This is a genomic window from Bacillus sp. JJ1533 (assembly GCF_036965045.1).
In the GTDB taxonomy this organism is placed as follows: domain Bacteria; phylum Bacillota; class Bacilli; order Bacillales; family Bacillaceae_L; genus Ferdinandcohnia.
In genome coordinates this window covers 54,685-70,426 of record NZ_JBALOV010000002.1, presented here as the reverse complement: position 1 = coordinate 70,426, position 15,742 = coordinate 54,685, and the positions used below count along the sequence as shown (strand labels likewise).

The window sequence follows — 15,742 nt, the reverse complement described above, 5'->3', positions numbered from 1 at the left end:
TTGTGTAAACCATCCTTAATATTTGCTATAATGTTGAAGAAACCAACACTTTCATCAAATCTGTCTAATAGGAGAGGAATATGATGAAATCCAATTCTAACCAAGCAATAAGGACAAAGAATTTCTTAAAAAAGGCATTTATTGAAATGGTACATAAAAAGGGATTTAGTGCTGTTACGGTGAAGGACATCGTTGAATATGCACAATATAATCGAACAACCTATTATGTGTATTATCAAAACATATATGAGCTTGTTGAAGAGTTAATGGATGAAATGTTTGAAGCCATTCAGTATTACAGCATGTCTAAATACCAAAGCGATAGTCGGGTAAAAGTAAAAGAGTTAACAACAAACTCCTTCGATTTGTTGTATTATATTTACGATCACCGTGATTACTTTACATTAATACTTTTAGAAGATACCTTGCCACAAATTCACCAACAACTTCCTGAAGCGATATTTAATTTATTGAAAAATAAATTTGATATTCAATACGACGTGTCTTCTGTTGATGATTACTCCCAAAAGCGTTATATGGCATATGGTACGGCCGGTTTAATTACGGACTGGATTGCGCAGGATTTTGATGTGACACCCGCTGAAATGACAGATCGTCTCATACGTATTTTTAATACCTTTGCAAGAGGGTTTGTTATAAAAGAAATCGACACTTAACAAACTTTAGAAATGTGTATTTTCATATGTTGAGTGAATATATAATTATTAATTACCAAATTTTCTTCTATACAATTACTCACCTTAACAAGCAAAAAAGAACGAATTCCACCAAAATCGGAATTCGTTCTTTTAATATAATGAAGCCTAATAGATAGCAAAGGCATTAAATATATCCTATCATTCTAGATAATTACCAATTAATTCAGCCATTAACTCATCCATCTATAACCAGAAGATGTGGCATTACTTTTTTTCTAACGAGCCTGAAGAAAAAACACCCTTACGTAATACAACAGCACGCTTTGGCAGACGGGCAACGGTTTCAGCAGAACAGCTCGCTTGAACAAGGACTGCTGTTGCTTCGTCACCAATCTTTGGCCAAATTTGAACTCCGTTTTGATTTAAAGGTGTAATACCTCCTGTTGCGAGAGCTAACGATCGGGATAAATTATACTCATTGCTCCATCCATATAATTGGGCTGCAAGATGTGCTTTCCGAAGTATATCCCCAATCCCAAACGGTGACCAATGGTCTATAATACTATCATTTCCAAGTAGAACTTCTACTCCTTGCTTTTGAAGTAGTGGGATAGGCATAACGTTTTTACCTATTGGAACAGTTGAAGCAATTGAGATACCTAATGAGGCTAAACGATTTGCAAGCTCAATTCCTTCTACTTCAGCTAGTGGGGCAAGTGAAAATGCATGACTGATCGTTACTTTTCCAGCTAAACCAGCCTCTTCCGTAAAATCTGCCAATCTAGTAATAGCTTTTATTCCCGTATCCCCTCCTTCGTGGAGATGTATATCAATGCCCACATTGTAGTCAACTGCGATTTGTACCATGGTTTGCAATGATTTTTCCATATTGCCATCAACAATTGTTGGATCAAGTCCACCAACATGAGTGACCCCAAGCTGCATTGCTTCACGCAACAGCCCTTCAGCATTGGAACGAAGCAATCCATGTTGTGGGAAAGCCACGATTTCATATGAAACCTTATCTGAATAATTCTCTAAAGCATTCTTTAGTTTTTCGAGATTATTTAAACCGATTGTTTGGTCAATATTACAGTGACTTCGAATATATGTTGAGCCATAGCTAAGGAGTCGCTCAATGAGTTTTTCAGCTCGTTCCTGAGCGGTTGGAAGTAACTCTGGAAGTAATTCTTCCTCTAAAGCAATCATGTCAAATATTGTTTTTCGGTTTGCACCCGCTCTCCATGGTCCTCCATAATAAGTTTTATCTAAGTGGATATGCATTTCCTTAAAACTAGGGAGAAGAAGCATGCCTTTCGCATCATAAATATCAATATCTCTTTTATAAGGCTCATTGATCCCTTGAATTTTTGTTATTACACCATTCTCAATTTGGATATTTCGCAATTCTGTTTCTGTTGCAACAACCTCACCATTTTCAAATTGATATCCACTTTCTAATCGAACATTTAATAGTATGTAGGAGTTCTCTTTATGAAGTTCTTCATTGAAAATATTTCTTTCTGCCATTTGGGGTACTCTCCTTTGTTTGAATCTATTTTTTTCCTAGTAATTTAAGAGAATGTTCTTTGTGCAAATGGTACAAAGAATTAGTAGGATCATATTTAATTGCATTCTCAATTGCTTCTATCGCCTCTTCATGTTTTCCGAGTGACCTTAGGCTGTTAGCTTTGTGAAATGAGAAATCGTACCGATGTGGTTGAAGAGCCAAAAGCTTGTCCATCTCAGCAACGGCTTCCTCATGTCTACCAAGTTCTCTTAAATAGTTTGATTTATGGTATCGGTAAAAAGTTTCATTTGGGTCAAGGGCACTTGCCTTATCATATTCGGCAAGCGCTTCCTCCGGTTTTTTCATCAACCGTAAGCATTGAGCAGTATAGAAATAAAAATCTAAGTCGTTTGAATCTATCGCTAAGGCCCTCTCATATTGAGTGAGTGCCTCTTTATACCTCTTTGCTTCTTGTAAAAAGTACCCTTTATAAAAATATAGATCTACGTTTTCAAAGTCACTTACAAGGCCATGATTTATGGTAGCAATAGCCTCTTCGTACCTATCTTCTTTGTAGAGTGATTTAGCTTTTTTGATATTACAATTTTCTACATATTCCTTGTTTAAGATTTTAGCAACCTTTGGTTGATTGAGTTCTACTGCATGCTGAATTGCAGACTTACCGTCTCTATCTGGCAAGTTTACATCCGCTCCCGCATCAACAAGAAGTTGGATAACTTCAGAAAACAAACGGCCACCATTTCCTAAAATAACTGCTTCTAATAAAGCAGACCAACCCAAATCATTCACATGGTTGACTGGAACTCCCGCCTCTAAACAAACTTGAACCGTCTTCAAATACCCTTTTTCACTAGAAGGCAGTAAAGCTGTACCACCAAATCGATTTACACTTTTGACATCTGCAGCATATTTAAGCATCATGCTTAAAATTTCATGAAATCCGTTTGCACCTGCACAAATAAACGGAGTTAGCTGGGTAATATCTCTTGTATTAACATCACTTCCAGCTTCTAATAACAATTGAACAACTGGAATTTTATTTTTTTGTGTAGCCGCTATTAAGGCGGTTCTACCACTCTGATCCTTATAATGAATGCTTGCTCCTTCTTGCAGAAGGCGCTTTACATCCTCCAATACTCCATTTTCACTTGCAATAATTAGGTCCTTATGTAAGGTTTTTATTTGCATCACTAACTCCCTCAGTAACTTAATTTCACTCTCTATAATAAGCTTTATTTTGCTGCTAGACGTTGAAGTATTTTCGCTATTTCTTTAAATAAGCTAGCCCTTTCTAGCTTATTTAGTACAATGAAATTATCAATAGTTTATGCAGATTTTATCCATTTACTATATGACTGTCTAAGTAATTTTATAATAATCTCGATATTCAATGAAACCACCAAATTCAATAAATAAAATAATTAACCAATCCATACAACCCACAGGTTGATGGACTTATCTTACCAAACCCCTGACAAAATAAGAAAGACCCCAAATTCGATAATGAATTCAGGGTCGGCTTTACAACATATTCTTTGCTGAATTATTTCAATACCAACTTGGTTACCGCTTCAACATGTCCAGAGTGTATGTGGCAACACATGAGATGTTGATGAGTTTTTACTAGCATAACTATTTTAAAACTAACTGCGCAACCACCTCCACATGACTGGAGTAGTAAAAGCTCATAGAAGGGTGTTAGTCTGTCCAGTTTAGCTTATCTTCTTAAAGAATTAGCACTTCACCTTATTTATGAAAGAATCAATCCACCTAAGTAGTTATCTAGAGAACTCTCCGTTCTCAAACTTTCTTCTAGCAAAATCTCACTTTTTCAATTTGCAATTGATCAAATGCAGGCCATGGTAGTTTTTTTGAGAATCTCTATTTAGTTAATCAATAAAACGACCTGCTCTAGTATGAAAAACTCGCCATTTCTTCTTACCCCTATACTTAATCTATTTGCGGGAGGAACAGATTAAAGAACTAATCTACTTATGGCAGGTATCTTGTTGGACAATAGAGTTGTCGCTCTGACCCGTGAGGGCTTTATTAACTAAGTAGGCTGCGCCGATGATTCCTGCGTTGTTGCCGAGTTTGGCTATTTCTATGTTTGTGATATCTCCAATTCTACCTAGTGAGTACTTAATAAAGTATTTTTTTGTGATAGTTAGTAGTTGGTCGCCCGCTTGGGAGACGCCTCCTCCAATAATGATTTTTGAAGGGTTTATGATGGCCGCTGCGTTTGCAAGTGCCTTTCCTAACATTTCGGAGGTGTATTCTAGAATATCAACACAATCTTGATCACCACTTCGTGCCTGAGTAAAAATATCTTTTGCGTCTAAAGAACCACGTGCTTGAACATATCTGGCCAAGTTACTAGTTGGATTTTCTTTTATTTTATCCTTTGCCTGTCGTACAATTCCAGTAGCGGATGAAATTGTATCAAGACAACCCACTCGACCACAATTACAATTGTAGCCTTTAGGTTCTACAATGATATGGCCAATTTCACCGGCAGTTCCATTTTCACCATTTAAAATGGCACCATTCGCAATGATTCCACTACCTACACCTGTTCCAAGTGTAATAAAAATGAGGTTTTCAACTCGGTCTCCCGCACCTTTCCAATATTCACCGAGCGCTGCTAAGTTTGCATCATTCTCGACTATTACAGGAAGAGAAAACTTGTTTGATAACAGTTGCCCTAATTCGAAGTTTTTCCAGCTTAAGTTAACAGCTTCAAATACAATACCCGTTTCTCCTTCTACAAAGCCAGGAGCACCTACCCCAATTCCAAGAATATTATTTTCCACATCATCAATTGATACGTTTGAAAGGACCGATTCCCAAATATTAGTTATGATCTCTTCACCACGTATTGTGGGAATTTCCCATCTCTTGAGAATATCGCCTTGTAAATTTAAGAGGCCTATTTTGACATTGGTCCCTCCTATGTCTATACCGATTATTTTTTTATCCATAATTATCCCCTTGTAGAAATCCATACTCGAAAAAGCAGACAAAGACAAAATTTGTTAAACGAGTAAAGAATGTAAACCTTCACTCAATAGAATGTATCTTCTCACTTCGATAATAACGAGGCTGCTGCTTCATCTATAATAAAAGTGACATTTGGATGATCTCTCAGTACAGTTGCCGGACAATCTACACTTATAGGACCTTCAATCGTATCCCTAACCGCCTGAGCTTTTCTTTCTCCAGAGGCAACTAACAAGATCTGCTTAGCTTCCTTAATATCAGCCAAGCCCAATGTGATCATTTGTGATGGTGCTTCTTCACGAGTAAGATTGTTGTACAACATCGTACTTTGAATAGTAGATTCATCACTATCTGCTAAAAAAAGCCGAGAATTAAACGGAGTTCCAGGCTCATTGGCACCCAAATGGCCATTTACACCTAAACCAACTATTTGCAAATCCCTTGGGTATTCTTCTAGTACACATTTATAACGATTAATTTCTGATTGAAGATCTTCTAAACTTCCATCTACTAATTCAATAACCTTTGGATGTTTTTCGATTAAATCATAGAACTTTTTATGCATATACGTATATACGGTAAACGTTTTTTCTCTTTCTGCAATATACTCATCAAGGTTTATAAACACAGACTCATCAATTTCGACTTCTCCACTATTAACTGCCTGAACCAGCAATTCAAATAAACCATCATAGCTTGCACCAGTTGTTGTATTAATAATTGCATCTTTTTTATTTTTTAAAACCTCTGCCACTATTTCATAGGCTTTAGCTGACATTTCCTGATAATCTTTCGTTCTAATAATCTCCATTATGATATCTCCTTAACAATACTTTTTTATACCAATTGCGTTACATTTCGTATGTTTTGATAAGGTAACTTTTTAATATTCAAGTAGGTTGCTCCTGGTGTTAATGCAAGGATGTCTAGCTTTGAAATTTTACTTAGCTCATCAAATAAATATCCTTGCTTTAAAACAATGACATCATACATATCTAGGTCTAGCCCAGCTCGAGTAAAATGATTAATTGTTATAAAAGACTCTCCTCTGTTTGCCACAACCACGTCGACATTACCTGTTGATACAGTACATACTTCTCCAACCTTATTATCAGAAGCATTTAAATATCCGAGAAGATCACCTTTAGCTTTTAAGGTACCTTTAACTCTTACCTTCCCACTTAATTCGTCTACATTTCTACCAATCTCAACAGAAACCTTTTGGCCAACTTCGAAATTATTTAGTTCAGAATAAGCTTCCGAATCAAAAATGGCTGCTATCAGAACTTTTTTGTGCTCAATCTGTTTTGATAAAAATTCACTTAGTAAAATGGTATTAAATCCAGCAGCTCCTGCAGTTGTATTGTCACCTGAATCTGAAACGAAAATTGGTTTTACATTTTCCTCTAATGACTTTTTAACTGCATCTTCAGTTTCTAATGCAAGTGCGCTAAATGTAAAATCATTCTGTCTATCGCTAATGTACTCTTTAAGTTCTGACAATATTATAGCCGCTAACCCTTTAAACTCATTTGACTCAGGTACAACAAATATGGAAGCCCCTGTATTTACTGAATCACTCCATGCATGCCCCAAAAAGAAGGAGGCAGTTACAATTCCATCTATTCTCTCAATCTCTTCTAGCTTTTGAAAAATATCCTTTAAAGGATAGCTATTACCAAGTGCTTTTTCCCCACAAATGACTAATGGTAATTTTTCAAATGAAGGAGTGTACGTTTCGCCCTTCTGAATGTAATCAATTAAATATTTTGAGGTAAGCTTTTCCGTTTCAAACTGGTCAGTATGAGGTACAGTACGGTATGCACGAACAATATTGACCAGTTCCGATAGTTCAGCTGGTATATTGGCATGGATATCAAGGGTTAATGAAATTGGGATATCATCGTTCACATACTTCCTAACTTCTTTTAATAACGCTAATTCCCCTGAACCGATTCCCTCTACCACCATGGAACCGTGTAAATGCAACCAAATTCCATCCAAATTAGGTTCTCTTTTTAATGTAGAAACGATTCTTTCGGTAAAAAAATCAAATGCCTCTTTTTTGACAACACCAGAGGATAACCCCGTAGCATATATACTCGGTATTACATCTACCCCGTTTTCTTTCAGAATGGCTGTACTTGCTAACCGGGGAAGAACCTCTTGACCTTCAACAAACACAAAATCCTCTTTCACTGTTGGAAAAGGGTTAAATGTATTCGTTTCATGATAAAAGCACCCAACCATTATTTTCAAAGCCACCAACTCCTTGATTTTGTGGATTCCGACAACTACTTATTCTCAACTAATTGATTAAATGCTTTATTAAATACTTTTGAAAATGCTTCCCCAGATCTTTTTGCTAATACCCCACAAGGTTCCTCTGGCTCCTCTATTGTCAATATTTCCTGAGTGACTAACCCTGTATAGTTAATTTCTTTTAGTACTTTAAGAAAGCCATCTAAATCGATTACGCCTTCTCCAGGGAATACCCGATCATTATCCAGAACATCTTCAACAGGCATTTGTCTGGCATCATTTAAATGAACATATTTGATTCTACTTGTTTCAATTTCCAAAATATCTTCAATCGTTTCTTGACTCGTATACCAATGAAAACTATCCAATACAATCCCTACGTTTGACTCGCCTATAAAATCAAGCCATTCTAAAGTAGTCTTAGCATCATAGATAAAGACATTCTTCCATTTATGGCGTAGATGATGTGGTCCAACAAATTCGAGAGCTAAGTTCATATCATATTCTCGAATTAATCTGCCCATTAAGCGAATGCGCTTTGAAAGTTCAAGTAAATAGGGTGCTATGTCACGATCAGTTGAAGGCATGAAATAGGTAAAGAATGTCTTGCATTCAAACTTACTTGCTAATTCAGCAGTCTCTAACAATTCATTTAGACCTTCTCTAAACTTAGCGTCATCCATTCTCCACTCTACCGGCAATTGCACCGCACCGATCGTTACATTTTTTTCTTTTACATATTCCAGTGCTTGCTTCAATCCATTACTTTCCACAAATTCTCTTAACTCAAAAGCTGTAGTCTCAACCGCATGAAATCCATTAATCGAAGCTAAATGAATGTGTTCCTTTAATCCGCTTACCTTACCAATTCCAGCAGTACTTAATCCTTTTAACATATGTTCATACCACCCTATCATCTAGATTTGTTGTTTTTGTTTAATTTTTACAGCTTCACCGGTTGCTGCAGATTCATATAATCCATTGATTATTTTTTGAAGAATTACTGCTTCTTCCGGTTTGCTAATTGGCTCAATGTTATGAATACAGCAGTCTACAAATCTTTTAAATTGAATTTCATGGTAATCCACTTCCGGCATGTATGCTGGTGTCGTATCAATTAACGAGTTATATTTTTCTTGGAAAATTTTAACCGGAAATACATCAGCTCCACCCTTATCTCCCATTAACGAAACTTGCATTACCTCATCCTGTTCAACATTGGCAGCGAAAGCAGCGTCCAATGAAAGTGATGAACCATCTTTAAAAATAATCATTCCGCGGCTAAAATCCTCTACAGAGAAATTTTCCCAATCCCAATCTCCCATTAGTCCTACACCTTTTTTATTTCCTATTTTTTGATAGGTGACCCCTAGTACTGTATCTGGTTCGGGGTATCCCATTAAATACAGAGCTGTATCAAGCATGTGTACACCGATATCAATAAGAGCTCCACCACCCTGCAGCTCTTTATTGGTGAATACACCCCATCCCGGGATTCCTCTTCGTCGTACAGCTTGTGCCCGTGAGGCATAAATTGACCCAAATTCATCATTCTTTACATATTCCTTTAATAAATCTACTTCAGGAGAGTGTCTATAATGGAAGCCGAAGGTTAAGAACTTATTTACATCTCTAGCTGTTTGGGCCATTTCCTCCGCTTCTTGAACACTGATCGCGGGTGGCTTTTCACATAAAACATGACACCCAGCCTTTAATGCAGCTTTAGTAATCTCTGCATGGAATTTGTTTGGTGTGCACACACTGATTGCATCAATTTCCAGCTCATTAAGCATTTCGTGATAATCACTGTAATAGTTTGGAATTCCCCATTTTTCTGAACATTCTTGGGCCCTTAAAAGGTTGACATCACATACTGCAACAATCTCCACATCATCAGAGCACTTTAAATAATTCGGAATATGCTTCGTTTGAGCAATACCACCACTACCAATAATCCCTACTCTAAGTTTTTTCATATACAATCTTCCTTTCTTCATATAAGTTTTATCCTTTAACAGAACCTGCAAGTAAACCTTTTATAAAATATTTTCCTGCAAAAATATAAATCAACATTGTTGGTACGGCCGCCAATAGCGCACCCGCCATTTGAACATTCCACTCGACAACCTGACTGCCCGCTAAGTTTTGTAAGGCCACCATAATTGGATGTTTGTCGTGACCTGTGATGGTAATCGCGAACAAAAACTCATTATAAATATTTGTGAACTGCCAAATTCCTACTACCACAAAACCAGTTATTGAAATCGGCATAATGACCCTTGTATAAGTTTGAAAAAATCCTGAGCCATCTATTTGAGCTGCTTCAATCATCGACTGTGGGATTCCAACATAAAAATTCCTAAACATCAATGTTGTCATCGGTAACCCGTATACAACATGGACAAGCACCAAACCAGGTATCGTATTATATAATCCTAAAGACTTAATAGTTGTAATTAGTGGAATCAAAATACTCTGGTAAGGGATGAACATCCCCAATAACAGGATGGTAAAGAGCACTTCTGAGCCTTTAAATTTCCACTTCGATAAGGCGTAACCATTTAACGAGCCCAATACAGACGAGATGACCGTCGCAGGAACAACCATTATGAAGCTATTCCAAAAGTTTGGATAAAGCTGCTTAAAGGCTTCCGCAAAACTAGCAAGGTTAAGACCCTTAGGTAAATTCCACATTGTCATGAAAGATACTTCCTCAAAGGATTTAAGACCTGTCACAATGAGGACATAGAACGGTACTAAAAACACAATTCCCACCAATGTTAAAACACCATATAGCAGGATTTTTGAAAGGAGCTTCGACATTATGCATCCTCCTTTCGTCTGAACATGAATGGAACAATAAATATCATCACCATCAGTAGCATAAAGACGGCAATCGCTGCACCCTCAGCATAGAAATTACTCTTAAACGTTGTCTCGTACATATAGATTGCTGGCATATCTGTCACAAAATTAGGTCCGGATCCTGTCATTGTGTAAACCAAATCAAAGATTTTCAATGAAATTTGGAACATAATGAGAACCAAACCAAATGTGATAGGCTTCAATTGAGGGATGATAATCTTTACATACACCTGCCATTTATTCGCCCCATCCATAAGGGCAGCCTCTTTTAATTCCTGAGGAACATTCCCTAATCCAGCTAAATACATAGCCAACGAAAAACCAGTCATCTGCCAGATAGCTGCAATTAAAACGGCAATTAAACCCACCGATAACCCAAAGTCTATTTTAAAAATACTCCATCCAGGAATAATTGTGATATCCGTATACCAAGCTGGGGAATAACCGAATTTCCCCAAAAACAAGTTAATCCCAGATTCTGGGTTAAATATCCATCTCCATACAACCCCAGTTACAACAAAAGACATCGCCATAGGAAATAAAAAGATATTTCGATAGAGCCATTTCCCTTTGATATTTTGTTCCAGTAAGATTGCTAAAAATTGTCCAAGAAGAACTACACCAATAATAAAAAACAGTGAAAAGAAGATCATATTCCGAATATCCGATTGAAATCGGAACGACTGTAATAAAGTTAAATAGTTCTCTATTCCAACAAATGTAAAATCAGGCTTTAAAGAATTCCATTTAACAAGAGATACAACTCCAGTCCATCCTATAAAGACATACACAAAAATAATTACAAAAAGTACGGAAGGTAACACAATCAGAAAAGGAAGCATTTTATCTACTGTTATTGGTTTATTTTTTCTCCGCTTTTGTCCAGGTTTGTCTGTTATACTCAAAGAACTCCCCCCTCTACCTTTAATTAATAGTTTTCTAAAATAAAGGATTTCAATATGACTCAATTGAAATTACCGTAAATAAAAGACAAAGCTACCACAAAATATGTCACTAGGTGCTCAATCGAATAAGAATATACTCTGTGGTAAGTTTGTCAAAATGCGTTAGAACAAATGCATTCTTTAAAAGCTTGAAATTAATTCCCAGTAATAAGAGATCTAGCTTGATTCAATGAATCAATAAAACTATCAACATCTTTTTGTGTTACAAAAATATTCACAGCTTCATCTACCTTAGCAATATGTCCTGCAGGTGTTGCTGATCCTGCCGCTATACCAACATATATTTTTGCTTCTTTAAAGTCCTTAGCTGCAGCTTGACTATATTCTCCAAACTCAGTCATATCCACATCCGTTCGAGCAGGAATGGAACCTTTTTTGATATTAAAATTCTTCATCGCTTCTGTTGATCCTAAATACTCTACAAATTTTCTAGCTTCTTCAGGATTATCGATATCTTTTGGCATACCCATCGAATCGTTTACGATACTAAAAATCTTTTCTTTACTTGGTGTTTGAACCCATCCATAATCCACGTTAGGCTCCATATCTTTAGTTTCATAGAAACCAGATGACCAGTCTCCCATAATTTGCATGGCAGCTTTTCCACTCGCAACAAGTTCTGCTGCATCCTGCCAGTCAAGCGCACTATGGTTTTCGTTTGTGTAACTTAACATTTTCTCAAAAGTTTCAACTGCTTCTCTAACCTCAGGGGTATCGAAGTCCACTTCGCCAGTCCATAACTCAACTGTTCCATCTGCCCCGAGTTTATCAAGCAAAATAGTTTCAAATACCAATGTTGCCCATCTTGGGTTTTTATCTCCTAAAGCAAAAGGCGTTACCCCGTTTCCCTTCAATGTTTCTGCTACCGCAAAGAACTCTTCAAAAGTCGTTGGAGGTTCTAAACCATTTTCTTCAAATACCTTCTTGTTGTACCAAATTACGTTATTTCTATGAATATTCAATGGTAATCCATATATCTCGCCATCTACCGTATTCATCTTTACTAACTCTTCAGGAATAACATCTAACCATCCATTTTCCTCATACATACTACTTAGCGAATCGAGGTATCCCGCATCATGCCATCTCAAAAGATCGGGCCCACCCTGAGCCTGAAACACCGCTGGAGGATCTCCTCCCTGTAAACGAGTGGATAGTACTGCCTGAGAGTTCGCACCACCACCACCTGCTACTGCTGCGTTTTCAATCTTAATATCTGGATTCTCTTCTGCAAAACCATCTAGTACTGCATTTAGTGCTTCCGCTTCACCACCAGCAGTCCACCAGCTTAAAATTTCTAACTTAGCCCCTGATGAATCCGAACCTTTACCTGCTTCCTCAGAATTACAACCTGCCAGAATGATCGAGAGTATAATAGAGAAAACTACCAGAATACTAAATTTTTTCACTAACCTCATTTTTTTGCCCCCTTTGTTAATGAATTGGAAGAATTATTGTCGATACAACAAAAAAGGATCACCCCCATATTTAACCGCTTACATTCAATCAAAAAAGAATCTAGCCACTACCCATATTTCACTCAAATTCCACTAATTATTAAGTTAAGGTTAATAATTGGGTAAATAACTTGAGTTACTTTTCTGATAATTCCTATTTTAATTTACAGATAGATCGCTGTCAACAGCTTATTTTTAATCAATTCGTACTTTTTAATCAATATTTTGGTATAACCATAATTTGTATGTTAAAATATAGTTATTAAGTAAAGTTATTAAATAAAGTTTATCAATTACATTGAATAAGTGGTGATAATTACATGAGCACAAATATTAAATATGATCAAAAAAATGTTCGAAAATATCATTATTTCATGCTTCTTAGTTTAATCCAAAAACATAAAAGCATTTCTCGTTCTCAGCTTGCAGAGTTAACAAAAATAAGTAATACTACTGTAGGAAAAATTGTAAAGGATTTAATCGAAGATCATTTAGTGATAGAAGTTGGTCAAATAGAAGGTGATCTTGGGAGAAGGGCAACTCTTTTGGAAATTAACCCAAGGGGAGCCTATATAATTGGAGTCCAAATCGATGTAAATAATGTAAATCTTGCATTAGTATCACTTAATGGAAATTTAATGCTGAAGAGAAATCTCATCTATGATATTAAAAAAGAACCAGAAGATGTTCTGAGCATGATTGCCGATGAAATAGAAATGCTGATAAGTGACTTTGGATCTGATAATAAAGAAAAGATTATTGCAATCGGAATAAGCATCCCAGGACTAGTAACTTGGCCAGATGGTAAGGTTTTAAGTGTTCCACAATTACAATGGTATGATATTCAGGTTAAGAGTTTCCTAGAGCAAAGGCTTAATTATGATATTTTTGTTGATAATGATGTAAGATCCGTGTTACTTGCCGAAAACCTTTTCGGCACAATAGGTAAATATAAGAATGCTGTATGTATTTATATCGGCAGTGGTGTTGGAGGAGCCGTTATGATTAATGGTGAAATCTCAAGGGGAACCTTCAACACCCTTGGTGAAATTGGTCATACAACATTGGATCGGAATGGTCCTTTGTGTAGCTGCGGACGCCTTGGTTGTCTCCAAACCTATATCTGCTCATCTGAATTGGAAAAACAGGCCCAAAAACCAGTCCACGAGATTTTTGAAGCATACCATCAAGGAAAAGGCTGGGCTAAACATTTAATCCACCAAGCTAGGCAGTGCTTAGGAATAGCCATATCAAATGTGATTTGTTCTTACAATCCAGAAGTTGTTTTACTTGCTGGTCCAATGGTTCAGGAATACCCAGAAATCGTAGAAGGAATCAATGATATTGCAAATGAAACTGTATGGGCTCCATTACGGAATTCATTTACGCTCGTTAAAGCTGATGTAGGAAGAGACAGCGGTGTAATTGGAGCTAGTGCCCTCGTTTTAAACGAGTTTCTAAGACATTCTAACGAATTATCTTGATAATACGGTAAAAAGAGCGAAGTCCTTTCGCTCTTTTTATTTTTACATCATTTCCCTTTCAAGACTTATCGCAATATTAATCTAAAGGAAATAACGGTCTTGGAACATGGCGGTAATTGATTTTCTCAATACGTTGATAGGTAGCACCAGGCGTCATTGAAAGAATATCCATTTTAGAGATTTCACTTAACTCATCAAATAAATAGCCTTGTTTTACTACAATAACGTCATAATCATGAACATTTAGGCCAGCTCGGGTAAAATGATTTAATGTAATAAACGACTCCCCGCGATTGGCAACCACTACATCTAAGTTGCCGATTGAAACAGTGCACACCTCCCCCACTTTGTCCGTTGTCGCATTTAAGTAACCAAGCAGATCTCCTTTTGATGAAAGTGTCCCTTCCAACAATACAGGTTGACTATTTTCGTCAATACAAGTACCAACCTCAACTGAGACAGCTGTCGCCACTTCATAAGAGTTTAGCTTTTTATACGCAACAGGATCATTTATGGCGGATATTAAAACCCTTTTCTGCCCTAAATCTTTATCCTTCAATAATTTCAATAGCAAGGTGCTCATCCCAATTGCACCCGCGGTCGTATTATCGCCAGAATCAGAAATAAAGATTGGTTTCACTGATTCATTAAGTGCCCTTTCTACTGATTCTTCTGGATCGAGGACAACAGCATCAAATTCAAATTCGTGACGTCTGCTGTATACATAATCAGCCAATTCATCTTTTACCAACTCCGCTACCTCTTCATATTCTTCCGATTCAGGAATTACAAAAATAGAAGCAGCTGTGTTTTCCGAATCACTCCATGCATGACAAATAAAAAACGATGCAGTTGAAATCCCTTTTATTTTTTCGACTTCATATAATTTTTCGAAAATAGAACGTAGAGGATCACTTTTACCTAGCGCCTTTTCACCAGGGATGATCATTGGTAATCTAGTAAATGAAGGTTTGATTATAGTATTATTATTTAAACAATCTACTAAAAGCTGAGCCGTTTCCTTTTCAACGTCGAGTTGATCAACATGCGGTACAGTTCGATAAGCCTTAACAATGTTCACATACCGATAAAAGTCCAATGCAATATTCGCATGAACATCGAGGGTTAAGGAAATCGGTATTTCCAAACCGATACACTCTCTAATTTCCTTCACAAGAGCAAGTTCACCTGATCCCATTTCCTCAACTACCATTGCCCCATGCAGATGCAGCCAGATACCATCGATGTCCTTGTTATCTTTCAATACAGAAAGAAATTTATCGGCGAAATATCGATAGGCTTCTTTTTTAACAGGACCTGATGATAATGCTGTTGCATAAATACTTGGTATGACTTCTACCCCGTTTTTTCTAAATACTTCATTTCCCGCTAGTCGACTGGCAGCCTTCTCACCCTCTACCAATACAAAATCATCTATGTCTGTTAGGATCGGATTAAATGTGTTTGTTTCATGGTATAGACATCCTACAACAACTTTCATGATCATCTTCCTTTCTAT

13 protein-coding genes are annotated in these 15,742 nt (G+C 36.8%); 2 read left to right on the top strand and 11 right to left on the bottom strand.

What is annotated here, in order from left to right; translation table 11 throughout:
- Positions 1–83: 83 nt before the first annotated feature.
- Complete coding sequence (locus V7138_RS00855; protein WP_335393355.1) at positions 84–677, top strand: TetR/AcrR family transcriptional regulator; 594 nt, start codon at positions 84–86, stop codon at positions 675–677.
- Between the two features lie 246 nt (positions 678–923).
- Here the strand turns inward: V7138_RS00855 and V7138_RS00850 are convergent, their stop codons facing one another.
- From V7138_RS00850 to V7138_RS00805, 10 genes are all read right to left on the bottom strand, one after another.
- A complete protein-coding gene (locus V7138_RS00850) occupies positions 924–2,189 on the bottom strand; it encodes an amidohydrolase (protein ID WP_335393353.1) in 1,266 nt (421 codons plus the stop codon).
- A gap of 25 nt (positions 2,190–2,214) precedes the next feature.
- Complete coding sequence (locus tag V7138_RS00845; protein ID WP_335393351.1) at positions 2,215–3,378, bottom strand: ankyrin repeat domain-containing protein; 1,164 nt, start codon at positions 3,376–3,378, stop codon at positions 2,215–2,217.
- Between the two features lie 800 nt (positions 3,379–4,178).
- Complete coding sequence (locus V7138_RS00840) at positions 4,179–5,171, bottom strand: ROK family glucokinase (protein WP_335393349.1); 993 nt, start codon at positions 5,169–5,171, stop codon at positions 4,179–4,181.
- Between the two features lie 101 nt (positions 5,172–5,272).
- The gene (locus tag V7138_RS00835; RefSeq protein WP_335393347.1) at positions 5,273–6,001 is read right to left on the bottom strand and encodes a glucosamine-6-phosphate deaminase; all 729 of its coding nucleotides are present in this window, start codon (positions 5,999–6,001) and stop codon (positions 5,273–5,275) included.
- A 26-nt stretch (positions 6,002–6,027) separates the two neighbouring features.
- Positions 6,028–7,440: a M81 family metallopeptidase gene (locus tag V7138_RS00830; RefSeq protein WP_335393442.1), complete on the bottom strand. Its 1,413-nt coding sequence runs from the start codon at positions 7,438–7,440 to the stop codon at positions 6,028–6,030.
- Positions 7,441–7,484: 44 nt separating this feature from the next.
- Positions 7,485–8,348, bottom strand: coding sequence for a sugar phosphate isomerase/epimerase family protein (locus tag V7138_RS00825; RefSeq protein ID WP_335393345.1), 864 nt, complete (start codon positions 8,346–8,348; stop codon positions 7,485–7,487).
- Positions 8,349–8,369: 21 nt separating this feature from the next.
- Positions 8,370–9,428, bottom strand: coding sequence for a Gfo/Idh/MocA family protein (locus V7138_RS00820; RefSeq protein ID WP_335393343.1), 1,059 nt, complete (start codon positions 9,426–9,428; stop codon positions 8,370–8,372).
- Between the two features lie 28 nt (positions 9,429–9,456).
- Entirely contained in the window at positions 9,457–10,278 is an 822-nt protein-coding gene (locus tag V7138_RS00815; RefSeq protein ID WP_335393440.1) for a carbohydrate ABC transporter permease, read from the bottom strand.
- On the bottom strand, positions 10,275–11,159 hold the full coding sequence (locus tag V7138_RS00810; RefSeq protein WP_335393438.1) for a carbohydrate ABC transporter permease: 885 nt from the start codon (positions 11,157–11,159) through the stop codon (positions 10,275–10,277). The genes V7138_RS00815 and V7138_RS00810 overlap by 4 nt, the downstream gene beginning before the upstream one ends.
- 257 nt (positions 11,160–11,416) lie before the next feature.
- The gene (locus V7138_RS00805) at positions 11,417–12,700 is read right to left on the bottom strand and encodes an ABC transporter substrate-binding protein (RefSeq protein ID WP_335393341.1); all 1,284 of its coding nucleotides are present in this window, start codon (positions 12,698–12,700) and stop codon (positions 11,417–11,419) included.
- A gap of 359 nt (positions 12,701–13,059) precedes the next feature.
- Here V7138_RS00805 and V7138_RS00800 point away from each other — a divergent pair, with 359 nt between their 5' ends.
- Positions 13,060–14,223 (top strand): ROK family transcriptional regulator, encoded by a 1,164-nt coding sequence (locus tag V7138_RS00800; protein ID WP_335393339.1) that lies wholly within the window; start codon positions 13,060–13,062, stop codon positions 14,221–14,223.
- A gap of 76 nt (positions 14,224–14,299) precedes the next feature.
- Here V7138_RS00800 and V7138_RS00795 read toward each other — a convergent pair whose 3' ends face one another.
- A complete protein-coding gene (locus V7138_RS00795) occupies positions 14,300–15,724 on the bottom strand; it encodes a M81 family metallopeptidase (protein ID WP_335393337.1) in 1,425 nt (474 codons plus the stop codon).
- Positions 15,725–15,742: the final 18 nt, after the last annotated feature.